20 protein-coding genes are annotated in these 23,122 nt (G+C 64.9%); 7 read left to right on the top strand and 13 right to left on the bottom strand.

All coding sequences use genetic code 11. The annotated features are described in order from the left end of the window. Positions 1-140: 140 nt before the first annotated feature. From JQ580_RS01250 to JQ580_RS01235, 4 genes are all read right to left on the bottom strand, one after another. The gene (locus JQ580_RS01250) at positions 141-407 is read right to left on the bottom strand and encodes a hypothetical protein (protein ID WP_106947872.1); all 267 of its coding nucleotides are present in this window, start codon (positions 405-407) and stop codon (positions 141-143) included. Positions 408-525: 118 nt separating this feature from the next. Continuing rightward, the gene (locus JQ580_RS01245) at positions 526-2,436 is read right to left on the bottom strand and encodes a propionyl-CoA synthetase (RefSeq protein WP_212277942.1); all 1,911 of its coding nucleotides are present in this window, start codon (positions 2,434-2,436) and stop codon (positions 526-528) included. A gap of 273 nt (positions 2,437-2,709) precedes the next feature. Next, on the bottom strand, positions 2,710-4,095 hold the full coding sequence (locus tag JQ580_RS01240) for a tetratricopeptide repeat protein (protein WP_212277941.1): 1,386 nt from the start codon (positions 4,093-4,095) through the stop codon (positions 2,710-2,712). Between the two features lie 183 nt (positions 4,096-4,278). After that, positions 4,279-5,043: a tetratricopeptide repeat protein gene (locus tag JQ580_RS01235; RefSeq protein WP_212277940.1), complete on the bottom strand. Its 765-nt coding sequence runs from the start codon at positions 5,041-5,043 to the stop codon at positions 4,279-4,281. A 115-nt stretch (positions 5,044-5,158) separates the two neighbouring features. Here JQ580_RS01235 and JQ580_RS01230 point away from each other — a divergent pair, with 115 nt between their 5' ends. Both JQ580_RS01230 and JQ580_RS01225 read left to right on the top strand, forming a co-directional pair. Further along, positions 5,159-6,736: a cation:proton antiporter gene (locus tag JQ580_RS01230; RefSeq protein WP_212277939.1), complete on the top strand. Its 1,578-nt coding sequence runs from the start codon at positions 5,159-5,161 to the stop codon at positions 6,734-6,736. A 101-nt stretch (positions 6,737-6,837) separates the two neighbouring features. Then, positions 6,838-7,608 (top strand): hypothetical protein, encoded by a 771-nt coding sequence (locus JQ580_RS01225; protein ID WP_212277938.1) that lies wholly within the window; start codon positions 6,838-6,840, stop codon positions 7,606-7,608. Positions 7,609-7,662: 54 nt separating this feature from the next. Here the strand turns inward: JQ580_RS01225 and JQ580_RS01220 are convergent, their stop codons facing one another. From JQ580_RS01220 to JQ580_RS01200, 5 genes are all read right to left on the bottom strand, one after another. Next, entirely contained in the window at positions 7,663-8,469 is an 807-nt protein-coding gene (locus JQ580_RS01220) for an SDR family NAD(P)-dependent oxidoreductase (protein ID WP_212277937.1), read from the bottom strand. An 87-nt stretch (positions 8,470-8,556) separates the two neighbouring features. Continuing rightward, positions 8,557-8,970 carry a DUF1850 domain-containing protein gene (locus tag JQ580_RS01215; RefSeq protein WP_212277936.1) on the bottom strand — a complete coding sequence of 138 codons (414 nt, stop codon included), beginning with the start codon at positions 8,968-8,970 and terminating at the stop codon, positions 8,557-8,559. Beyond that, the gene (locus JQ580_RS01210; protein ID WP_212277935.1) at positions 8,931-11,048 is read right to left on the bottom strand and encodes a TRAP transporter permease; all 2,118 of its coding nucleotides are present in this window, start codon (positions 11,046-11,048) and stop codon (positions 8,931-8,933) included. Before JQ580_RS01210 ends, JQ580_RS01215 begins: the two co-directional genes overlap by 40 nt. A 159-nt stretch (positions 11,049-11,207) precedes the next feature. Further along, complete coding sequence (locus JQ580_RS01205; RefSeq protein WP_212277934.1) at positions 11,208-12,155, bottom strand: TAXI family TRAP transporter solute-binding subunit; 948 nt, start codon at positions 12,153-12,155, stop codon at positions 11,208-11,210. A 341-nt stretch (positions 12,156-12,496) separates the two neighbouring features. Then, positions 12,497-12,976, bottom strand: a complete 480-nt coding sequence (locus tag JQ580_RS01200; protein WP_212277933.1) for a hypothetical protein — start codon at positions 12,974-12,976, stop codon at positions 12,497-12,499. A 195-nt stretch (positions 12,977-13,171) separates the two neighbouring features. Here JQ580_RS01200 and JQ580_RS01195 point away from each other — a divergent pair, with 195 nt between their 5' ends. Beyond that, positions 13,172-13,486, top strand: a complete 315-nt coding sequence (locus JQ580_RS01195; protein WP_212277932.1) for a hypothetical protein — start codon at positions 13,172-13,174, stop codon at positions 13,484-13,486. Positions 13,487-13,648: 162 nt separating this feature from the next. On the opposite strand, the gene JQ580_RS01190 is transcribed toward JQ580_RS01195, so the two are convergent. Beyond that, entirely contained in the window at positions 13,649-14,863 is a 1,215-nt protein-coding gene (locus JQ580_RS01190; protein WP_212277931.1) for a hypothetical protein, read from the bottom strand. A gap of 53 nt (positions 14,864-14,916) precedes the next feature. Further along, a complete protein-coding gene (locus tag JQ580_RS01185) occupies positions 14,917-15,543 on the bottom strand; it encodes an NUDIX hydrolase (protein WP_212277930.1) in 627 nt (208 codons plus the stop codon). A 71-nt stretch (positions 15,544-15,614) separates the two neighbouring features. Between JQ580_RS01185 and JQ580_RS01180 the strand changes: the two genes are divergently transcribed. From JQ580_RS01180 to JQ580_RS01165, 4 genes are all read left to right on the top strand, one after another. After that, complete coding sequence (locus JQ580_RS01180; protein WP_212277929.1) at positions 15,615-16,040, top strand: PaaI family thioesterase; 426 nt, start codon at positions 15,615-15,617, stop codon at positions 16,038-16,040. 291 nt (positions 16,041-16,331) lie between these two features. Further along, on the top strand, positions 16,332-17,354 hold the full coding sequence (locus JQ580_RS01175; RefSeq protein ID WP_212277928.1) for an aldo/keto reductase: 1,023 nt from the start codon (positions 16,332-16,334) through the stop codon (positions 17,352-17,354). Positions 17,355-17,369: 15 nt separating this feature from the next. Further along, entirely contained in the window at positions 17,370-18,683 is a 1,314-nt protein-coding gene (locus JQ580_RS01170; protein ID WP_212277927.1) for a tetratricopeptide repeat protein, read from the top strand. Positions 18,684-18,848: 165 nt separating this feature from the next. Next, positions 18,849-19,445, top strand: coding sequence for a hypothetical protein (locus JQ580_RS01165; RefSeq protein ID WP_212277926.1), 597 nt, complete (start codon positions 18,849-18,851; stop codon positions 19,443-19,445). Between the two features lie 3 nt (positions 19,446-19,448). Here JQ580_RS01165 and JQ580_RS01160 read toward each other — a convergent pair whose 3' ends face one another. Further along, on the bottom strand, positions 19,449-21,008 hold the full coding sequence (locus tag JQ580_RS01160; RefSeq protein ID WP_212277925.1) for an oleate hydratase: 1,560 nt from the start codon (positions 21,006-21,008) through the stop codon (positions 19,449-19,451). A gap of 94 nt (positions 21,009-21,102) precedes the next feature. Next, the gene (locus JQ580_RS01155) at positions 21,103-22,929 is read right to left on the bottom strand and encodes an AMP-dependent synthetase/ligase (protein ID WP_212277924.1); all 1,827 of its coding nucleotides are present in this window, start codon (positions 22,927-22,929) and stop codon (positions 21,103-21,105) included. Positions 22,930-23,122 lie beyond the last annotated feature (193 nt).

Genomic DNA, 23,122 nt, shown 5'->3' with positions numbered 1-23,122 from the left:
ATGAGCGTCTGAGCAGAAAGGGGGCGGCGGAGGATTTGACGCCGATCAAATTGGACGAAACGCGCCACGATTTGGCCGCAGCGTTGCAGATCTGTCACGACCAGTGCGCGTGAAAATGCAGGATGATACCGCGCCCGATTTCAGGGCCGATCGGGATGGTTCAGCATGTATTCGCCGAGGTCGCGCTGGCGTCGGTCGGCACGGGCGGTGGCGGCGTTGCGCTGGACGTCGCGGTCCTTGCGGCAGGCCACGTATTCCGGCGAGCCCTGTGCATTGCCCCGGCTCAGGCAAACCGCATCGTCATCGTCGCCACCCACCGCCACCGGCGTCTGATAGCGCGCGGAGCAGGCGGAGAGAGCAATGGCGAGCAGGGAGATGGCCCCGTACTGCGCGAGCTTGGCTGACATCGGTTGGTCCTGTCTCATTCGTCATTGCCGGGCTTGCCCCGGCAATCCATCGAAATCAAGGCAGTTGCTTGCCCATTGATGGATGCCCGGGTCAAGCCCGGGCATGACGGAGAGCACGTCACACCCGCCCCTTCAGCGCCTCCCCGATCTCGTCAAGCGCCTTGGGATCCTCGATCGTCGCCGGCATGGTCCAGCTATCGCCGTCGGCGATCTTCTTGATGGTGCCGCGCAAGATCTTGCCGGAGCGGGTCTTGGGCAGGCGGCCGACGGTGATGGCGAGCTTGAAGGCCGCGACCGGGCCGAGCTTGTCGCGCACCAGCGCGATGATCTCCTTCTCGATCTCGGCAGGCGCACGCTTCACGCCGGTCTTGAGCACGAGGAAGCCGCAGGGCACCTCGCCCTTGATCGCGTCCTTGACGCCGAGCACGGCGCATTCGGCGACATCGGGATGTGAAGCCAGGATCTCCTCCATGCCGCCGGTGGAGAGCCGATGGCCGGCAACGTTGATGATATCGTCGGTGCGGCCCATGACGAAGACATAGCCGTCCTCGTCCTTGTAGCCCGCATCGGAGGTTTTGTAGTAGCCGGGGAATTCGCTGAGATAAGCTTCCCTGAAGCGCTCGTCCTGATTCCACAGCGTCGGCAGACAACCCGGCGGCATCGGCAGCTTGATGACGATCGAGCCCATGGTGTTGGGGCCGACCGGCTTCGCCGCCTCGTCGACCACGTCGACCTGATAGCCCGGCATCGGCACCGTCGGCGAGCCGTGTTTCACCGGCAGCATGCCGAGCCCGACCGGGTTGCCGGCGATGCACCAGCCGGTCTCGGTCTGCCACCAATGGTCGATCACCGGCACCTTCAGCTGCTGCTCCGCCCATTCGACGGTCGGCGGGTCGGCTCGCTCGCCAGCGAGGAACAGGGTGCGGAATTTCGACAGGTCGTGTTTCCGGATGAACTTTCCTTCCGGATCGTCTTTCCGGATCGCGCGGAACGCGGTCGGCGCGGTGAAGAACGCAACCGCCTTGTGCTCGGCGATGACGCGCCAGAATGCGCCGGCATCGGGCGTGCCGACCGGCTTGCCCTCATACATGATCGTCGTTGCGCCGTGCAGCAGTGGGCCGTAGACGATGTAGCTGTGGCCGACCACCCAGCCGATGTCGGAGCCACACCACCACACTTCGCCGGGCTTGACGCCATAGAGGTTGAACATCGACCATTTTATCGCGACGAGATGGCCGCCATTGTCGCGCACGACGCCCTTCGGAATGCCCGTGGTTCCCGAGGTGTAGAGGATGTAGAGCGGATCGGTGGCGGGGACAGGCACGCAAGCGGCCTTCTTGCCGTCGTTGATCGCCTTGCGGCGCAGGCTCGCCCAATCATAGTCCCTGCCCGGGGTCATGTCGCAGGTGAGTTGCGGACGTTGCAGCACGATGCAGGCCTTCGGCTTGCTGCCGGCAAGCTTGATCGCTTCGTCGAGCAGCGGCTTGTACTGCACGATGCGGCCGGGCTCGATGCCGCAGCTTGCGGAGAGGATGAGTTTCGGCTGCGCGTCGTCGATGCGGGTGGCAAGCTCCTTCGCCGCAAAGCCTCCGAACACCACGGAGTGCACCGCACCGATGCGCGCGCAGGCAAGCATGGCGACCACGGCCTCCGGCACCATCGGCATATAGAGGATGACGCGATCGCCCTTGGCAACGCCGAAATCCTGCATGACGGCGCCAAGCGCCTGCACCTCGTGCAGCAATTCGGCATAGGTGAGTTTGGTGACGCTGCCCGCCAGCGGCGAATCATGGATCAGCGCGACCTGGTCGGCGCGGCCGCGTTCGACATGGCGGTCGAGCGCGTTGTAGCAGGTATTGACGACACCGCCGGCGAACCAGCGGCCGTAGATTCCTTGCGAGGGATCGAAGATCGTCTTCGGCGGCTCGATCCAGTCGATCTCTTTCGCCGCGTCGGCCCAGAAGCCTTCGGGATCGGCCAGCGAGCGCGCATGGACTTCTTGATAACGACTCTTACCGTCGGCGTTCATTCCCGCGCTCCCATCCCTTTATTCGCCTGTGCCCTGAACCTTGTGGCAGGACGGGCGTCCCGCCATGACCAGGATCAATCGCAGGCCTTGCTTAGGGGCTATTTTCCCGGGAACGGGCCGCGGTTCAAGCTGAAAAGGATGGGCCAATTCTCCCTCTCCCCATCTTGACCGGGAGAGGGTCGGGCTGAGGGGCTGCATCCGCAATCCCGGTAAGAGCCGGACCGACGGAGAATCGCGCTCACCCGACAGGCGGGGAGAGGTGAAGAGCCCGCCTCAACTCTCCGTCGCATTCAGCTTCTGCAATCGCTCCTGCATGACCTTCTTCAGATCATAGCCCGGGCGACCGAAGCTGGCATTGCGGAGGCTGAGGAATTCGCGCTGGGTCTTGCGCAGCTCGCTGGCCGAGCGCTTGCTCGCCGATTTCAGCGCGCGCTCGTAGGTCTCGGCGATCTGGCGGTCGAGCATGCTGAGTTGCGAATCGGCGCAGATCACCTTCTCGACCTCGCGTTTGGCCGTCGCGCAAGCGAAGGACGGGCCATTGCCGGAGGCGGCCGCGAGAGGGCGCTGCGGCTCATCTCCGAATTTCGCGATCTCAGCGATCATGATGCGGCGGCCGTTGGCAGCGTTCTCGTTGCCAGGATCGAGCTTGAGAGCCGTCTCGTAATCGGCCAGCGCTTTCTTGCGCTCGCCCATTTTTTTGTAGAGCACCGCGCGGTTGTTGTAGGCCAGCGCGAAATTCGGATCGAGCCTCAGCGCAGCCTCGTAATCGCCGAGCGCGGCTCCGAGCTCACCCTTGAACTGGTAGGAATCGCCGCGATTGGTGAAGAAGTTCGGTCGGGGCGCCAGGCGCAGCGCCTGGTCATAATCGGCGATCGCCTTGTCGTACTCTTTCATCGCGGCATAGGTGAGCCCGCGATTGTCAAAGTATTCGGGCACCTTGGGATCGAGCCTGATCGCCTCGCCGTCGTCGGCCACGGCCTTGTCAAGCTGTCCGAGCTTCTTGTATGCGGCGCCGCGGTTGGTGTAGGTGCGGGGACGGTTGGGATCGAGCCGCAGCGCCTCGCTGAGATCCTTGATCGCCTTCTCGTTGTCACCACCGAGATAGTAGTTCACGCCGCGGTCGGACCATGCCTGCGCATCATCCGGCTTCAGTTTGATCGCCTGGTCGTAATCGGCGAGCGCACGGTCGAGCCTGCGCTGGGTGGTGTAGACGACACCGCGCAGCTCGTAGGCTTCCGCATCCTGCGGATCGAGCTCGATCGCCTTGCTGAGGTCGGCCGCCGCACGATTGAGGTCGCCGCCCGCCTCGCGCAGGAGGTCGCCGCGCAAGCGCCAGGCCTTTGCATTCCTGCCGTCGAGCGCAATGGCGCGGTCAATGTCCCGCAGGGCTTGTGTGAGGCCGCCCGAGGTGCGGGCATGCGCGTCGGCACGAACCAGCAGCGCCGCGGCGCGGTCGGACGTTGAGTTCGAGGCCTGGTCGATGATGCTGCTGCAAGCCGGGATCAGCTCCGCAGGAGCAGCCTTGCTGCCCATGACGCAATCGGCGCCCGCCGAGGCGGGAGCTCCAAGGACGAGGCTCATTGCCGCCCCGAGAAGAAAGGCGCGAAGCGAGATTGTCGCAAGCGAAAGCGCTTGCGCGGAAGAATGCGTGCCGCGCATGACATAGGGCTCCGTGGCGTCGGGTTCTCACCATTGTCGCGGCAGGAAGAGGATGGGTTCAAAATCGCCTGTGTCCGCGCCGTCATGGTCGGGTTTGTCCGGTCATCCGCGTCTTGCGCGCGGCACAAAGAAGGCGGCTGCCCGGACGAGCCCGGGCATGACGGTCTCTCGTGAAGCAAGGGCCTAATACCCGTCCACGCCGTTGATCCGCCGCAGCCGCTCCTGCATCGCCTTCTTCAAATCATATCCCGGCCGGCCGTACGCCGCATTGCGGCGGGCGATGAACTCATCCTGTTCGCGCTGGAGACTCTTCGCTTCCGTCGGATTGCGCGCCTCCCGGATTGTTCGCGCGTTTGATCCATAGATCTCCCGATCGAGATCGGCGAGCTCGCGGTTGCCGCAGATCGCCTTTTCCACGGCACGCGCCGCTCTCCTGCAATTGAAGCTCGGCTTGCCGGCGACCGCCATCTGCGCGCCGATCCGCTCGATCTCGCGCGCCATGGCCTTATGATTGGCCTTGGCTTTCTCGTGGTTCGGATCGATCTTCAGTGCCGCGCCGAAATCCTGCACCGCCTTGGGCTTGTCGCCCTTCCTCAGCCAGAGCTCGCCGCGCGCATTCCAGATGTCGGCGAGCGCAGGGTCGAGCGAAAGAACGCGGCTGTCGTCGGCGATGGCGCGGTCGACCTGGTCATGCCGCGCATGGAGCGCGGCGCGCGCGACCAGAGCCTTGATCAGATCCGCCTTCGCCGTCTTCTCATTGTCGATCACGGCCGCGCAGGACGTCGCGGCCTTGTCCATGTCATCGGCTGCGGCCGCCGCGAGGCATGAGGCGACATCGACCTGTATCACCGCAGCCGGCTCGCCGCCGGTCGCAGCCCGGGCGGCATGGAACGACATCGCGCAAAACAATATGGCAGCTGACGCGTGAATGAGGTTTTGAAAACGCATGTTTCTTGCTGTTGGAAGTCCGCTTGAGTCTTGCCCTTAGCCTTGCCCTAAGCCTTGGCTTAAGTCTTGCCTCGGGGACGCACTATCCATCATACGGCCGAATTGGTGCTAGCTTGTGGCGCCGCTCAAACCGGCTTCGGGAATCATCGTGTCGACATTCGAATGGATCATCGCGCTTCTGCTCGGCGCCGTTGCCTTATCGGCGCTGGCGCGGCGGATCAAGGTCCCCTACCCGACCTTTCTCGCCATCGGCGGCGCGCTGATCGCTTTCGTGCCGAACAGCCCGTCCTGGGCGCTGGAGCCGGACCTCGCATTGGCGCTTTTTGTCGCACCGGTGTTGCTCGATGCGGCCTTCGACACCTCGCTCCGCGATTTGCGCAACAATTGGGTTCCGGTGTCGACCTTGGTCGTCGCCGCGGTCGGCCTGACCACGGCCGGCGTCGCCTTCGTCGCGCACCGGCTGATGCCCGGGATGCCATGGGGCGCCGCGGTCGCGCTCGGTGCCATCGTGGCGCCGCCCGATGCGGCCGCCGCGGTCGCGATCCTGAGCCAGGTCAAGCTGCCCCATCGCATGGTGAAGGTTTTGGAGGGCGAAAGCCTGCTGAACGACGCGAGCGCGCTCCTGATCTATCGCATCGCGGTTGGTGCGGTCGCCACAGAGCATCTGACCTGGAGTCAGGTCGCGCCGACCATGGCGCTGGCGCTGGTCGGCAGCGTCGTCGCCGGCCTGCTCGCGGGCTACATCGTTCCGCTGCTCCTGGAGCGCGTCAAGGAAGCGCCGAGCGCGATCATCGTGCAGTTCGCCACCACTTTCATGGTGTGGATCGCCGCGGAGCATCTCGGCCTCTCCGGCATTCTCACCATCGTCGTCTATGCCATGACGATGGCGCGCTCGGCGGGGCAGCGCATGCCGGCGCGGCTGCGGGTGCCGTCCTATGCGGTCTGGGAGACGACCGTGTTCGTGCTCAACGTACTGGCCTTCATGCTGATCGGCATGCAGATGCGGCCGATCTGGACACGATTGGATGCGGACGTGCGCTGGGAATATTGTGTGGCCGCCGCGTGGATCCTGCTCACCGTGGTGCTGGTCCGACTGCTCTGGGTAACGTTCTATCGCACGATCCTGCGCGTGTTCGTGGCGCGGGGATTCTTTCATCCCAAGGACCCCAAGGCCGTGGCCTCGCCGAAGGGCGGTCTCATCATCTCCTGGTGCGGCATGCGCGGCCTCGTCACGCTCGCAACCGCCTTCGCCCTGCCGGAGAATTTTCCCTATCGCGACTTCATCGTCTTCATCGCCTTTGCGGTGGTGCTGGGGTCGCTGGTGATCCAGGGCCTGACGCTGCGGCCACTGATCCTGGCGTTCGGCCTCAAAGACGATGATCCCGTCGGCACCGAGGTCGCGCGCGCGCGTGCCGTCGGCTATCGTGCCGCGCTCGATGCGATCGAGAGCGATCCGTCCGAGGAGGCGGAGATCCTGCGGCTCGAATATCGCGCCATCCTGATGCAAGCCGAGGGCGATCCCAACGGCGGCATCGCCAATGGCGAACTGCCCGCCGACCCCCTGCGCCGCCGCGCCATCGCGGCCGCACGCAAATCGATCGTTGAGCTCCGCGCCACCGAAGTGATCGGCGACGACGCGTTCCACCGACTTGAAGAGGAGCTCGATCGCGCAGAATTGAGCGCGGGGGGATAGCGCACAGCACCAAAAACTACGCAGTCGTCCCGGACAAACGAAGCGCCGATTTCTGACGAGAGCGGTTTGAACCAAATTCCGCTTTCCCAGACACACTCCTCATGACGACCCTGACCGACGACCGTCGTGTACGCGCGCGAGATGCGGCGCCTGCACGATATTTTTACCTGCACATGTCCCTGGCCTGCGCGGCCACCGCGTTTCTCGGCTTCGCACCGACCTATTGGGTCCCGCTCGCCAACCGGACGCTCTCCGCAAGCCCCGTGATTCACTTTCACGGGCTCTTGTTCTTTACCTGGTCCCTCTATTTCGTGCTTCAAACCTGGCTCGCGGCCTCGGGCCGCGTGGTCAATCACCGCTCGCTGGGCATCGCCGGCGTGTCACTCGCCACCGCGATGACGATCTTCGGCTTCCTCGCCTCCGTGCACGTGATGCAGCATTCCGCGGCCCTCGGCCAGCGCGAGGCCGGCATCGGATTCTCGATCGTGCCGATGAGCGGGATCGCGTTCTTCGCAATCGTCTTCGTGCTGGCGATCACGAACATGCGCAAGCCCGAAATTCACAAGCGCCTGATGCTCCTGGCCGCAGTCTCGATCCTCGATGCCGCGATCGCCCGCTGGTTCCTGACCTTCCTCGCGCCTCCTGGACCGCCCGGCCCGCCGCCGGTACCGGTGACGATCGCACCAGCGGTCGTCGCCTCGCTGCTGCTCGTGGTCGCGATGGTGCGCGACTGGCGCAGCGAGGGCCGTGTGCATCCGGTCTACATCTATGGCACGCTGGCGCTGCTGGCGGTGAAGGTACTGAACTGGCCGATCAGCGAAACGGCCGCGTGGCACTCATTCGCCGGCGGGATTTTGGCGCTGGCGCAGTAGGTCGCCAAACACTCCGCTGTCGTCCCGGCCCCGGGACGACAGCGGAGATTGAAATTACGACCCCGCCTTGCACGTGATCCCGCCGTCCACCACCAGCTCGATCCCCGTCACATATTTCGACTCGTCTGACGCCAGGAACAGCGCCGCATTGGCCACGTCCCAAGCCTCGCCCATGTGGCCCATCGGCACCTGCGCATCGCGGGCGCGCCACATCGCTTCGACGTCGCCCTTGGCATAGCTGTTGGCGAGACCCGCCGAGTGCTCCACCATCGGCGTCTTCATCAGGCCGGGCAGGATTGCATTCACCCGCACATGGCTCTTCGCGAACTCGACCGCGGTGGAGCGCGTGAGCTGGTTCATCGCCGCTTTGCTGGCGTTGTAGCTGACATAGGAAATCCCGACATGGCGTATCGAGGCGATCGAAGAGATGTTGATGATCGAGCCGCCGCCCTGCTTCACCATCACGGGAATGACATGCTTCATGGCGAGATAGGCGCTCTTGAGGTTGACGCTGAAGACGCGGTCCCAGCTCTCCTCGGTGACCTCGACCACGCTGCCCATCTCGGCGATGCCGACATTGTTGTCGAGCACGTCGATGCGGCCATAGGCCTTCAGACACGCCGCCACCATCGCCTCGATCTCGTTCGCGCGAGACACGTCGGCCGTGAAGGCGATCGCCTTGCCGCCTTCGCCGGTGATGATCTCTGCAGTCTCCTCGGCCGCGGCGCCGTTGCGGTCGACGCAAAACACCTGCGCGCCCTCGCGCGCAAAGGTCACCGCGGTGGCCTTGCCATTGCCCCAGCCCGGTCCGATCGAACCGGCCCCCACCACCATCGCAACCTTGCCCTTGAGCCGATCCATCCTGTGTATCCTTGTTGTTCTTGTAGCCCGGATAAGCGCAGCGATATCGGGAGCAGCCGTTCCCGCACATCGCTCCGCTCATGCGGGCTACGGATCCTTGCAGACTTTCATCGTGGTGACGTTAGCACCTATGGGATGCCCGACAATCTCCGACAGCGTCCGGCATTGTCCATCATGGCAAAGCCGCCACTCCCCGGCGGCGCCCGAATTACCGAGCACGACCTCCAGCATCGGCGCACGCGCGGGCTGCCACTGAAACCAGCCGTCGACCAACTGCGCCTCGGGCGGCGGCTCCATGCCGGGGCCGGTGCCCTTGACGCGGGCCTGCACCAGTTCGAGGCCGGCGGGAGTGACGCGCCAGTCCTCCTGCCAGTCCACTTTCGCGATCGAATGCGTCCAGACGAGCGTGAACGCGGACAGCGCCAGCGCCTTCACGCCGCCGGCGGTGGCGAAGCAGAGGCTCACACCGCCTCGACAGGCGCAGGCGGGCGCTGCCGCCATTGCCACAGCACGATGGCCGCAGCGAGCGCGAACCCCGCGGTGTCGCTGAGCTGGAAGTCGCCGAGCAGGCAGAATGCGGCGCCGAGCGCGACCAGGCGTTCGATCAGCGTCAGGCGCGTGAACAGGAAACCGATCGCCACCATGCCGAACAGGGCGATCGCCACCAGGGCTTTCACGCTCGCCAATGCCACCGCACCATAGAAACCGAGCTTGGCTGCCATTGGATCGCCGGCCTGCAGCATCAAGGCCGGCGAATAGACGAAGATGAACGGAATGACATAGCCGGCGAGCGCGATGCGCATCGCCTCCCAGCCGATCTTGTCCGGATTCTCCTTGGCGATCGGCGCCGCCGCGAGCGCGGCCAGCGCCACCGGGGGCGAGAGGTCGGCCATGATGCCGTAGTAGAACGCGAACATGTGGCTCGCGATCAGCGGCACACCGAGCTTTGCCAGCGCGGGCGCGGCGAGCGCCGCGGTGATGATGTAGGTCGGGATGGTCGGGATGCCGGTGCCGAGCAGGATCGACAGCAGCATCGTCATGATCAGCGCCAGGAACAGGCTCTTCTCGCCCAGCCCGATCACCCAGCCGCCGAAGATGGTGCCGACGCCGGTCTGCGACATCATGCCGATGATGACGCCGACGATGGCGCAGGCCATGCCGACGGTGATGGCGGATTTGGCGCTTTCGGCCAGCGCATCGCGGCACTCGCGCAAGGCCTTGAACCCGCCACGCACGAAAGCGGCAATCACGATCAGCCCGACCACGACGCTCGCGACCGGCACGATCTTGAGACCGTCACGCGACAGCGCGGCGACGATGAGCGCAAGTCCGACCCAGAAGATGATGCGGATCACATTCGAGGAGGCGCCGGTGGTAATGGCGGTGCCGAGGATCAGCGCCACCGTCAGCGCAAGGCCCATGCTTCCGGCATAGAGCGGCGTAAAACCCTCGAACAGCATGTAGACGAGCGCGGCAAGCGGCAGTACGAGGTACCAGCGCGTCACCAGCGCCTTCCAGGCGCTCGGGATTTCCGAGCGCTTCATGCCGACGAGGCCGTGCTTGCCGGCTTCCAGATGCACCATCCAGAACGCGGACGCGAAATAGAGAATGGCGGGTATCGCCGCCGCCTTGACGATCTCGGAATATTGCACGCCGAGCGTCTCGGCCATGATGAAGGCGACCGCGCCCATCACCGGCGGCATGATCTGGCCGCCCATCGAGGCCGTGGCTTCGACGCCGGCGGCGAACGCGCGGCGATAGCCGAACCGGATCATCAAGGGAATCGTGAACTGGCCGACGGTGACGACATTGGCGACACCGGAGCCGGAGATCGTGCCCATCATGCCAGAGGCGAACACCGCGACTTTCGCGGGTCCGCCGCGGGTGCGGCCGAACAGGCCGAGCGAAACGTCGGTGAACAGCTGGATCATGCCGGCGCGCTCCAGAAACGAGCCGAACAATATGAACAGGAAGATGTAGGTCGCCGACACGTAGATCGGCACGCCGTAGAAGCCCTCGGTGCCGAACGACAGATGCGTGATGATCTGGTCGAAATCGTAGCCGCGATGGTTGAGCGGCGACGGCAGATATTGGCCGAAGAACCAGTAGACCAGGCACGCGCCGCACATCAGCGGCAGCGCCGCGCCCATCAGGCGCCGCGTGCCCTCGAAGATCAGTACGGCCAGCACCGTCCCGACCACGAGATCGAGCCGCGTCGGATCCCCGTCGCGCGCGATCAAATCCGCGTAGAAGATCCACTGGTAGAGCCCGCAGAGAAAGCCGGCGCCGCCGACCGCCCAGCCGAGCGCGCGGCCGGCGGTGCTCTTCGCGGTGAAGTTGGCGATCAGGCCGAAGGTGAGCAGGACGAGGAAGCCGACATGGACGCCGCGCACCACCTGGCTCGGCAGATAGTTGAAGGCAGCGACATAGAGCTGGAAGGTCGCAAAGGCGATGCCGATCCAATAGGCAAGCGCCCCCCACCCGCGCGGGCCGAAGCCTTCCGGGAAACCGTGCTCGAAATTGTCGAACTCAACCTTGATCTTTTCCGGCGCCGGCGCCGGGCCCTCTGCCTGCAACATTGATATGTCCCCACCGTCCAGCGCTTATAGCGTTCGCTTGGCGTCTGCAGCCCGTGATGCCCGGGCTTGTCCCGGGCACCCACGAGCTTTCTCACCGAGTCCTAGAACGTGGATGGCCGGGACAAGCCCGGCCATGACGTCCGATGATGAGAACCGACCCTACTTGATCAGCCCTTTTTCCTTGTAATAGCGGATCGCGCCGGGGTGCAGCGGAACCGGGCTGCCGGTCGCGGCGGTCTCGAGCTTGATCTCCTTGCCGGCCGCGTGCGCGTTCTGCAATTCCGGCAGCGATTCGTAGATCAGCTTGGTCATCTGATAGGCCAGATCGTCCGACACGGTCGAATTCGTGACGAGGTAGTTGATCACGGCCGCGGTCGGCACGTCCTTGTCCTGGCCGGTATAGGTGTTGGCCGGAATGATCGCGGAAACGAAGGGCGGGCCGATCTTGTCGACGGTCTCCTTCGGCACCGACACCACCGTGATCGGGCTCGAGGTCGACAGATCCTTCAGCGAGGCGACGCCGAGACCGGCCGATTGCAGCGTCGCTGCGAGCTGGCGGTTCTTCATGAGATCGACCGATTCGGCGAACGGCAGATATTCGACCTTGCCGAGATCCTTGTAGCTCATGCCGGCGGCGGCCAGGATCGCACGCGAATTCAGCTCGGTGCCGGACTTCGGCGCACCGACGGAGAGGCTTTTGCCTTTGAGGTCGGCCAGCGTCTTGATGCCGGATTCAGCGGTCGCGACGATCTGGATGTAGTTCGGATAGATCGCGCCGATGGTGCGGAGCTTGTCGAGCTTGGTCTTGAAACCCGCCTCCTCGTCGCCGTCCCAGGCGGCCTTGAGCGAATCGCCCAGCGTGAAGGCCAGCTCACCACGGCCCTGCTGCAGCAGGATCAGATTTTCGACCGACGCCTTGGTGGCCTGCACCTGCGTCTTCACGTTCGGAATCTTGTCGCCGTAGATCTTTCCGATCGCGACCCCGAGCGGATAATAGACGCCGGAGGTACCGCCGGTCAGCACGTTGATGAAGGATTGCGCCTGCGCGCAAGGTGCCGACGCCGCCAGAGCAAGAGCCGCGGCCGCGCCGAAAATGGTCCGTTTCATGGTTGTTGTTCTCCCCAAACCGGCGGCGAAATTGGCCGGATGAGGGATGCGGGTCAACCCATCCAAAAGATAAAGCTGAGCTGCGGTAAACGGCCGATCCGGCTCGATTTTTCGGGAACCCGCGGGTGCGGCGAGGTGGCGCAGTCGCTAGCGGCACATCCTATGAGGGCCCGCCAACGGCGCGCCCTCAAGCTAAAGGCGGAGTGCGTAGCACCATTTCGGCAGGGAAGGCTGCATACAGCCTCATCGTGAGGAGGCCGCGGGAGCTGTTGTCCGAAGGACGAGGGCTTTCTCGGACCCGGCCAATCTGCGGCGGCTCGCTGTTGGCAGGTGCGGCGCCCTCACTGGAACGTCATGTCCAGGCACTTGGAGATGTCGGAACCGAGGCCGGACGAGATGGTGATGCAGCCGCGGATCTTCTGTGCGCCGACGTCGGCGGCCCAGACCGAATAGCCGCCGGGGCCGAAGAACGAATTGGTGTTCGGCGGCTCGGTCTCGGTCGCGTCGAAATCATACTTGCCGTCGGTCTCGAAGATGCGCGGCTTCTTGGTGCAGCCTCCGTCGGTCTGGACGTTGATGACTTCCTTGTTGTCGCGGGTCAGCGCCAGCGACACCTGGCAGCGGAAGTATTCCGAGGTCTTGGTGTTGAAGAGATAGGTGTAGGATTTGCAGGTCGCCGTGTTCAGCTTGCCCGGGGCAAGGCCGCGGCTGCACGAAATGCGCTGGTTGTGGCTGAGCTGGTAATCATCGGCCTGGGCCGCCGGCGCGAGCGCCGTCAACGACAATGCAGCAGCCCAGCAAAGTTTAATCACATGGCGCATCCGAATCATCCCTGCCAATGGTTTTGTCGAGTTGCGTTCTAGACGGAAAGCGGAACATAGTCGCGAGGGGACGAAGGGAAAATCACAAACTGCTGGGCAAGACGTGAAGCGCTGCGGCGCTTTCGCAAATTGACCCTGATATGCCGTTCGTGATTTGTTCAAGCCCGATGCCCCAACGGCGGGGAGGATGGGATCATGGCATTTTCAACCAAGACATTTGCATTTGTTTCGGCAGCACTCGTAACGCTCGGCGCCTTCGCCGGGCCTGCTTTCGCGCAAGCCCCGGCGACGCCGTGGGAGCTCAAGCCCGACACGGGCTACGCCTATGACAAGGACGGCAAGACCTTTTCCTACAAGATGGGCACGAGCAACGCCGGCGAGCTCCTGAAGGGCGCCAAGAAGGTCCCGCGGGGCACGCTGTTCTTCATCGGGCATAACGGCCAACTCTATATGCGCAGCGGCCCATACCTGGAAGGCGACGGCAAGTTCAAGTTTGGCCCGGATCAGTAAAAGGCTTGAGCTGGCAGGCGATAGCGGCGCTTAGCACTCAGGTCTCGTCCGCCTCGTGCGCAATTGCGCACTGGGGCGACAGTTGTGCCTGAATCGAGAGGCCGCGGCGTCCTGGATGCCCTGCCTTCGCGGGCATGACAGCGGAGGTCATGGCAAACGCTTTTAGAACGCCGCCGCCATCTCCCTTGCGCCAGGTTTGTTGCTGTTCGAATCCATCCGGTCGTCCGTCACGGCGAGCAGCTTCGCCACGGTGTTGTGCCGGATCGCAACCGGGTTGCGCTCGTAACCGCCGCGCTGGAAGAAGTTCGAGGTCGGCACCTGCTCGCGCATGGCCTGCGGCATCGTCACCATATCGAGCCCGGTGCCATCGCCGGTGAGGTTCATCATCTCGAGCTCGGCTGCGGTGAGCGGTCGGGTGTAGCCTTTGGCGCGGGCGAACAGCACCGAGGTCAGGAGCTTGTGGGTCTGCAGCATCGGCCCGACATCGATGTCGAGCACCATGGCATGCATGGCCCAGCCCTGCGCGGTGTTGCCGATCTTCTCGTGCTCCGACCAGGTGTCGGGCACGGACTTCGCATGCGCCACCATCTTCTTCAGCACGACGAGCTTGTGCTCGAGCGACTGGCGCGCCGGTCCCGACGTCCGCGCCACCTTCTCGGAGAGCGCGCGAATGAGTTCATGCCCCTGCTCTGCCAGCAGCTCGACGCTGTTGGTGGTCAGGAGCTGGTTGTAGCCCATCGCGGTCGAGATCGCGCGCTTGCCGCCATGCTCGATTCCCGCCTGCACGTCATGATTGCCGGTGCCGCCGGTCTCGAACGAATACACCCGCACCGCCTGCTCCCGGGTCAGCCCGGAGGCCAGCGCGTAGCGCGCATAGGCGCGCTTGAACTCGATCTCGCTCGCCGGGCGCTGCGGCGTGAACTGGTAGAGCTCCTGCGCCGCGCGCAGGAAATCGGCGACCACCGGGATCGGCTTCTTCGCGGGACGGTCCGGCGTCTCCTCCGGCTCCGGATTGACCGGCTTCTTCGGCCCGTTATAGAGCGGCGGATGCTCCAGCACGTAATCGTCGAGCGTGACCTGCTGCCCGCTGCGCCGCTTGGCGTTACGGCCCTTCCGCTTCTCCGAGATCTGGCTCCAATAGGCACCGGCCTCGGCGTCGAAGGCCGCGCGCGCCGCCTGATATTCCGCAAGCTTGCGGCGATATTCGAGCACAGCGGGCGAAGCCCCCGCGCTTTGCGCGAAAAACTGCGACAGCAGCTGGGCATTGGCATTGCGGACCGTCGGCGGCAGCGCGTCGGTCTCGCCACGCGCAGCAGGCACGAGCAAGGTGAGCGCAAGTGGAACCAGCGCAAGCTTGTTTCGAATCGAATGATGCATGCTGCCCTCTTAGCAGGCATCCGGTAACCGTCACGTTAACGTGCCGTTTACCTTCATTTCCAGGCGAAAACCGGCTGTTCCAGCTCGGTAACGCGGGTCTGCCGCCCGGCCAGCACCTCGCGGAACTGGTAGATCAGGGCGGCCGTCGGCGCGTGGATCAGGCTCATCTGGTGATGAAAGCGGATGACGCGGCGGGTGCTTTCGGGGATCGCCGCGAAATCGAACGCCTCGTCGCGCTCGATCGTGTCGAGCGCGATACGATAGACGGAGGCGACCTCGTCCGGGTTTGGCCTGATCGCGGCGCTGTCGGCCGCCCACACCACCACCGGAGTGATGAGATAGCCGGAGCGGGTCGGATAATCGTCGAGCAGACCGAGCACCGCGTCGGCAGAAAGCTTGAGCGCGAGCTCCTCGTCGAGCTCCCGCAACGCCGCCTCGACCGGCGTCTCGCCGGCATCGCAGCGTCCGCCCGGCAGCGCCCACTGACCGCGATGCGCGCGCAGGCTCGATGCGCGCTTGGTGAGCAGGAAGGCGGTGTCATCGCCCTCATTGGCTTCAGTCAGCGCGAGCACCACCGCGGCGCGCTTCAGCGCCGACGGCGCAGCCTCGTCAGGCAGCCGCGCGAAGGAGGCGCAGGCGGCTTCGATATTCCGTCTGGTGGCATCTCCAAAAGGTCTCATGATGCTTGACTACACCAGGACCGCATCTGATGAAACGAGGAGAGAGACGCGTTGCAGGGATGTACGAAAAGATGACGAGCAAGGCCGCGACAAGGCTCAAATCAGACGGCTGGAGCATCCTCGAAACCACCGGCTTCATGCACCTGATCGGGCCCCTGTGGGAGCGCAAGGTCGACGGTCATTACGAGTTCGCGCTCGCGACCGAGGACAAGCACCACAACCGCCGCGGCATGGTCCAGGGCGGCGTGATGATGACCTTCGCCGATCGCACCTGCGGCATGACCGCCCGCTACGTCTCCGGCAAGGAATACATGGCGACGGTGCAGCTCGACACCCATTTCGTCGAGGCTGGTCAGATCGGCGACATCCTGATCTCCCGCCCCCACGTGGTGCGCGCGACCCGCAGCCTGATCTTCATGAGCACCGAGGTGACCGTGGATGGTCGCTGCATCGTGATGGCGAACGGCGTGTTCAAGATCTTGAAGGGCCCGGGCTAGGCGTCGTCAGGCCGCAACCACGCACCTCGCTGTCATTCCCCGCAAAGGCGGGGAATCCAGTACGCCGCGGCCTCTCCCTATCCCAGCGCCGTCTCTGGAATACTGGATCGCACGCCTTCGCGGGCGATGACACCGAGTATGACGCATGAGCGTGCCCCAACCTGGTCATTGCGAACGCAGTGAAGCAATCCAGCATCTTTCCGCGGACGCAGCTCTGAATTGCTTCGTTACGCTCGCAATGACGGCTCTAGCTGGCTATGCTGCGCCCCAACGAAAGCGTTGAGGACGCCCATGCAATACCGTCAGCTCGGCCGCAGCGGCCTGAAAGTGTCGCCGATCTGCCTGGGCACCATGATGTTCGGCGGCCCGACCGATGAAGCCGCGTCGAAACGGATCGTCGACAAGGCGCACGGCGCAGGGATCAATTTCATCGACACGGCGGACGCTTATTCGAAGGGGGGCTCCGAGGAGGTCGTCGGCCGCGCCATCGCAAGCAATCGCCACGCCTGGGTGCTCGCGACGAAACTCGCCAATCCCATGAACGCTGGGATAGGCAAGGATCCCAATCGCGGCGGGCTGTCACGGCGCTGGGTGTTGCAAGCCGCCGACGAGAGCCTCAAGCGGCTCGGCACCGATTACATCGATATCTACTATCTGCACAAGGAAGACCATGCGACGGCGCTGGAGGAGACGGTGCGCGCGATGGGCGACCTGATCCGCGCCGGCAAGGTACGCTATTTCGGCGTATCGAACTATCGGGCCTGGCGCGTTGCCGAGATCTGCAACATCTGTGATCGCCTCGGCATCGACCGACCCGCGGTGAGCCAGCCCTATTACAATGCGATGAACCGCATGCCCGAGGTCGAGCACTTCCCGGCCTGCTCCTATTACGGCCTCGGCATCGTGCCCTACAGTCCGCTGGCGCGCGGCGTGCTCACCGGCAAATACAAGCCGGATGCCGCGCCCGACAGGGAAACGCGCGCCGGCCGGAATGACACTCGCATGATGCAGACCGAATGGCGGCCGGAATCACTGCAACTTGCGCAGGAAATCAAGTCTCATGCCGAGAAGAAAGGCATTTCGGCCGGCCAGTTCGCGGTCGCCTGGGTACTCAACTCCGCCTTCGTCTCAGCCGTCATCGCCGGCCCCCGGACCGAGGAGCAGTGGGACGGCTACATCAGCGCGCTCGACTATCGCTTCACCGCCGACGACGAGGCCCTGATCGACCGGCTGGTCGTGCCGGGCCACCCTTCGACGCCCGGCTACAACGATCCCGCCTACCCGATCGAAGGCCGCCGCGCGCGGACGGCGTGAGAGGGGGAGGCGACGATGGCGCTCGAAGATCGCTACGGCCTGCCGCTCTCCACCAACTCCGATGCGGCCGCATCCGCCTATCGCGAAGGCGTCGATCTCATGCTCGCGGGTTGGACCGGCACGGCGGAGACGCTGGAGCGCGCGATTGCGGCCGACCCGGATTTCGCGCTTCCCCATATCGCCCGTGCCCGCGTGCACGCCTTCTACCAGCAGGGCGATCTGGCCCGGAGCAAGGCGGCGCACGCGCGCGAGCTGGTCGCCAGGCGCGGCACGGAGCGCGAGCGCTCGCATGTCGAGACGCTGGCGCTGGCGATCGAGGGACGGCTGCCTGAGGCGATCGCATCGACGCTGAGACACATCGAGAGCTGGCCGCGCGATGCCCTGGTGCTGTCGCTGCCGCTCGGTGCGTTCGGACTGTTCGCCTTCTCCGGCATGGCCGACCACGACCGCGCGCGGCATGAGCTGTGCGAGCGCGTGGCGCAGCGTTACGGCGAGGACTGGTGGTTTCTCACCATGGCCGGTTGGGCGATGACGGAGAATGGCGACGTCGCACGCGGCCGCGCCGTGACCGAGCGCGGCTTCAATATGCGCCGGGCCAACGCCCACGCCGCGCATGCGGTGCTGCACGCGATGTTCGAAGACGGTTCGATCGAGGCGGCCGACCGCCTCGTCGACGACTGGATTCCCTCTTACGACCGCGCCGGAATCCTGCACGGGCATATCCGCTGGCACCAGGCGCTTGGCGCACTGGAGCATGGCGATGCGGCGCGCGCGTTGTCGATCTATGCCGACGTGCTGCAGCCGTCCGTCACGCAGGCACCGCCGCTCAACCTCGTGACCGACGCGGCGTCGCTTCTGTGGCGCCTGTCGGCATACGGACACACTGTGCCGAAAGCGCTGTGGCTCGACGCCGAGGTCAGCGCGCAAAGGCTCTTTCCGAAAGCGAGCCTGTCCTTCGCCGACATCCACATGGCCCTGTTCGCGGCGGCGACGCAAAACCACGCCGCGCTGGGCGCGCGCCTTGCGACCATCGAGCAGCGCCTTGCCGAGGGCAAGCTGCCGGCCGGCCCCGTGGTGCCTGCGATCATCCGCGCGCTGGCGGCCTTTGCCGAGGAGGATTACGGGGTTTGCGCGCAAACGCTCGCGCCCGTTCTCGGCGAGGTCGTGCGGATCGGCGGCAGCCACGCCCAGCGCGAACTGATCGAGGACACCTATATCGTCGCCCTCATGCGCAGCGGCGAGCTCGCCCGCGCCCGCACACTGCTGGACGCCCGCCTGCACCGTCGGCCCTCGCTTCGCGACAGGCGCTGGCAGGCGGCGACAGGTTAGCGCTGCCACGAAAAAAACACCGGCCTGACGGCAAGTGCCTGCGGGACGGCTTGGGCGATTTGGACGAATCGCCGTCGGGGTGACGCGGTGGTATTCCAGAGAGAGCTTGCAGGACAAACGCGATCGCGATCGATTTGCGATTCCACCTTGGGGATGGGATTCGCGATGCGCGTCTGCAGGCAGCCGCAGGTCGCCGCGCTGGTGCTGAGCGCGACCCTTGCTGCCGTGGCAAGCCCTTGTTTCGCCGAACCTTTGAGCCCGACTCGGGTCAACAATCCGCAAATTCCGCAGAATTCCTACATCGACTTGCTGGCGCTGATGTCCGGCCACTGCAAGACGCTCAAGGTCGCCGGTCGCACCTTTGCCTGCAAGACGGTCGCCTACGCCCATGGCGACAAGGGCCGGGTCAATTTCTCGGTCGCGGTCGACGACCCTTCCGATGCCAGTCACGTCGTGTCGTTTTCGGGCGAGAACGGCAAGCGGGCCGACGACAATTCCTACGAGTTGCCGATCGACCGCATGCTGCTCAACTCCAAGGACCGGCCGAAGGTCGACGGCCTGCCGGTGCCGGCCGAGCAGACCTCGACGGGCCTCTGCCGCCAGACCGGCAATTTCGCTGCGAAGAAGGTCAACGATGTCACCTGCTCCGCCACCGACAGCGAGGGCCGCCGCTACGAACTGTTGTTCGTCTCCGACGGCACGCCGGTGAGCGTGCGCCGCATCCGGCAGTCGGCGCCGTCGATCCAGGATCCGTTCAAGTAGCCCTCACGCGAACGCTTTCTCCAGCGTCGCGAAGATTACAGCCAGCGATTTGTCGTGCCGCGTCACCGGCGGCACCGGGCGATCGATCTTCATCAGCTGATAGACCGCCATCTGCGCCGCGCGCACCGAATATTCCACGGTGAACACGACGTCGTCGGGGATTTCGACGAACTGGCTGACGAAGGCGAGGTTGACCGAGTTCGTCGGCACCGGAAGCGGCCGGTCGGCCAGATGGCGCGGCATGAACATGCTGGTGATGTAGGGCATGCGGCAGGGAATGCAGATCGCGTCCTCGAACACCGCAGGATCGAAGTTCAAATGACCGCACAGCTCCTTCAGGATCTCCGCGCCGCCGCATTCGGACATCGGCTTGGCGACGAAATTGCCGACGCGAACGGGATGCAGCGCGTACCCCCAGAACACCTGGACGTTCTTCGGCTGACCGGCGAAATGCGGCTGGTGATAGAGCACGACCGACATCAGCCAGTTGGAATCCTTGAACGTAACGAGGCCGCCCGTGCCCGCCTTGTTGCCGGAGAACGCCTCCATCCGGTCGAAGAAGCGTGGATCGCAGCAGGTAACGGTGAAGGACAGCCAATAGGATTCCGGGATCGAGCTGTTGAACACGGTGGGATTGCCGAATTCGGGACGCCCCTGCGCGATCGTCTCCCACAGCGCCCAGCCATGGCTGTCTTTCTTGGTCAGATGCGGCGGCGGCTCGGTCATGGTGCCGAGGCTCGATGCGTCCGTCATCGAGCCGTTCTGGAAGAACACGAGATCGCCGTCTTCGAGCCGGACATTGGCCGTGCGGCCGTCGCGGTCAAGCACGAGCTGGCGCACCCGCAGGCGTCCGTCCGAGTCTTCGATCGCCATGTCGGTGACTTCGGTGCCGCGCACGAACTGCACACCTTGCCGCTTGAGCCAGTCCACCAGCGGCTGCACGATCGCATCATACTGATTGTAGACGGTGCGCTTGACGCCGGCGAGCGTCTCGATGCGCGGAAACTCGCTCATGAAGCGGTGCAGATAGCGCTTCAGCTCGACCGCGCTGTGCCAGGGCTGGAACGCGAAGGTGGTCTGCCACATGTACCAGAAATTGGACTCGAAGAATTTCGGCGAGAGCCAGTCGGTGATGCGGCTGTTGCCGAGCGCCTCTTCCGAGGCCTCGGTGAGCCGCAGCAACTCGAGCCGGTCGCGCGCGGAAAACCCCATATGCGAGACGTCGACCTTGAAGCGGTTGCGGTCCACCAGCCGCGCCTGCGAGTGCGCCGGGTTCTCCAGGTTGAACGCGATGGTCTCGTCGCGGACGCTGAGGCCGGGATGCTCGAGCGAGGGAATGCTGGAGAGCAGATCCCAGGTGCATTCGTAATGGTCGGTGGTGAGCATGCGCCCGCCGCGCAGCGAATAGGCGCCGTTCGCGAGCAGCGCGCCGTCGAGGCTGCCGCCGACCAGCGGCTGGGCCTCGTAGATCACGATGTCACGCCCCGCCTGCTGCGCGTCGCGGATCAGGAACGCCGCGCCCGCGAGCGATCCAATGCCACCGCCGATGAAATACGCCTTCATGACCTGCCTCGATGACCGTTCGAACTCGGCGATGACATTGCACCGCGAGGCAGCGACCCAGGTTGCGCTGGATCAAGCGGGACACGAGGCGACATCACGTCGACGTTATCGCCGCAGGCTTCTTCGCATAAACGTGTTCGATCTCCTCCGCGAATCGGCGCTCGAGCGCAGGCCGCTTGTTCTTCAGCGTCGGCGTGAGCAGGCCGCTTGCGATGGTCCACGGGTCAAGCGTCCACCACACCGCGCGCGGTGTCGCGTAGGACGGATAAGACTTCACGGTCGCCGCTATTCTCGACAGCAGCGCAGCCCGTTCCGCCGCGCCGCCTTGCTTGCCGCTAGCGGCCAGCCTTTCCTTCTCCTGCACCCAGGCTTTCGCATTGAGCACCACCAGCGCGGTGAGGAACGGCCGCTGCTCGCCGACCACAAGCGCCTGCTCGAACAGGGGATCGGTGAGGATCGCGGTCTCCAGGTCCACCGGCGCGATCTTTTCGCCCGTCGACGTCACCAGGATATCCTTGATGCGGCCGGTGATGGTGATGCGCCCGTTCTCGATTCGGGCCTGGTCGCCGGTATGCAGCCAGCCGTCGGCGTCCTTGACGCGGCGCGTCTCCGCCGGCTTGTGCCAATAGCCGACCATCACGCTGGGACCGCGTACCAGCAATTCGTCGTTCTCGCCCAGCTTGACCTCGACGCCGTCGAGGACATGGCCGACCGAGTGCGGATCATTGTCGTCGATGGTGTTGACGGAGACCACCGGCGAGGTCTCGGTCATGCCGTAGCCCTGAAGCACGTCGAGCCCGAGCGCAAGGAACAGGCGAATGACGGGTGCGGCGATCGGCGCGCCGCCGGAGACCGCGACACGCAGGCGGCCGCCCAGCTGGGCCAGCACCTTGTCGGCGACGATCCGCTTCAGCAGCGGCCAGGCCAGCCGCTCGAGCAGCGACGGCACGCCATGCCGCTGCCGCGCATCGAAACGCCGCCCTCCGACGGCGATGGTGAGGTCGAGCAGCGCGCGCTCGATGCTTCCCGCTGAAGCGCGATGCTGCATGATCAGCGCGTAGATGCGCTCGTAGATCCTGGGCACCGAGACCAGCACCGTCGGCCGCACATGCTTCAGATCCTCCGAGAGTTGCGGCACCGAGCGGGCATAGGCGACGCAGGCGCCGGCCGCAATCGGGTAGTAATAGCCGCCGGTGCGCTCGAACGTGTGCGAGAGCGGCAGGAAGGACAGGAAGACGTCGCCAGGTTCGGCGGCGATGCGGTGCGCGATCGTCTTCACATTAGCGACCACGTTGGCGTGTGACAGCATCACGCCCTTCGGCCGCCCGGTCGTGCCCGAGGTGTAGACGATGGCGGCAAGGTCGTCCGGCTGTATCGCGACGTCGGGCAGCGGCGCGCTCGCGCCGGGGGCCTGCGCGAGCCAGTGGTCGAGCCCGACGATACGCCCATCCGGCGTGATCAGCCCGCCTGCATCCGCGCAGACGACACGTTTGAGATGGTCGAGCGACTGGCCGGTCGCCACGATCGCCTGCCAGCGCTCCAGCGTATCGACGAACAGCAGCAGCGCGCCGGAATCGACCAAGACGTAGGCGATGCTATCGGGGTTGTCGACGGCATGCATCGGCACCGGCACGAGGCCGCGCGACAGCGCAGCCTGGTCCATGGCGATATGCGCGATGCCGTTCGGCATCAGGATGGCGACCCGCTCGCCCGGCGCAAACTCCTCCGCTGCGAGCGAGCGCCGCCACAGCTCGAATTCCGCATCGATCTCGTGCCAGGACTGGCTGATCCAGCGCTGCGCGGTCGCATCGAAATGTCGATACGCCTCCGCTGTCGGCGTCGCCCTGACGCGCCAGCGCAAGAGTTGCGGCAGCGTCCTGATCCCGGCAAGTCCGTCCGGTCGACTCGTCGGTTCGGGCATGGCGTCCTTTCGCAACTCGGTCGGTACTGCATCCATGTGGGACGTGGACATTAGACCGGCCAGTTCCCGCCGCTTTGATCCTCAGCAAGGTGGCGCAACTCACTCCGTATCCCGGCCACGGTGCAGCGCGGAGCACTGTTTCCGCAGCCGGGCACAAGCCGTCTCGAAACGAGGGAAGTTTGGCATTGCGCAC

This window comes from Bradyrhizobium sp. SZCCT0148, from assembly GCF_018129985.1.
Classification (GTDB): Bacteria; Pseudomonadota; Alphaproteobacteria; order Rhizobiales; family Xanthobacteraceae; genus Bradyrhizobium; species Bradyrhizobium japonicum_H.
This window is presented reverse-complemented; position numbering and strand designations above follow the sequence as displayed.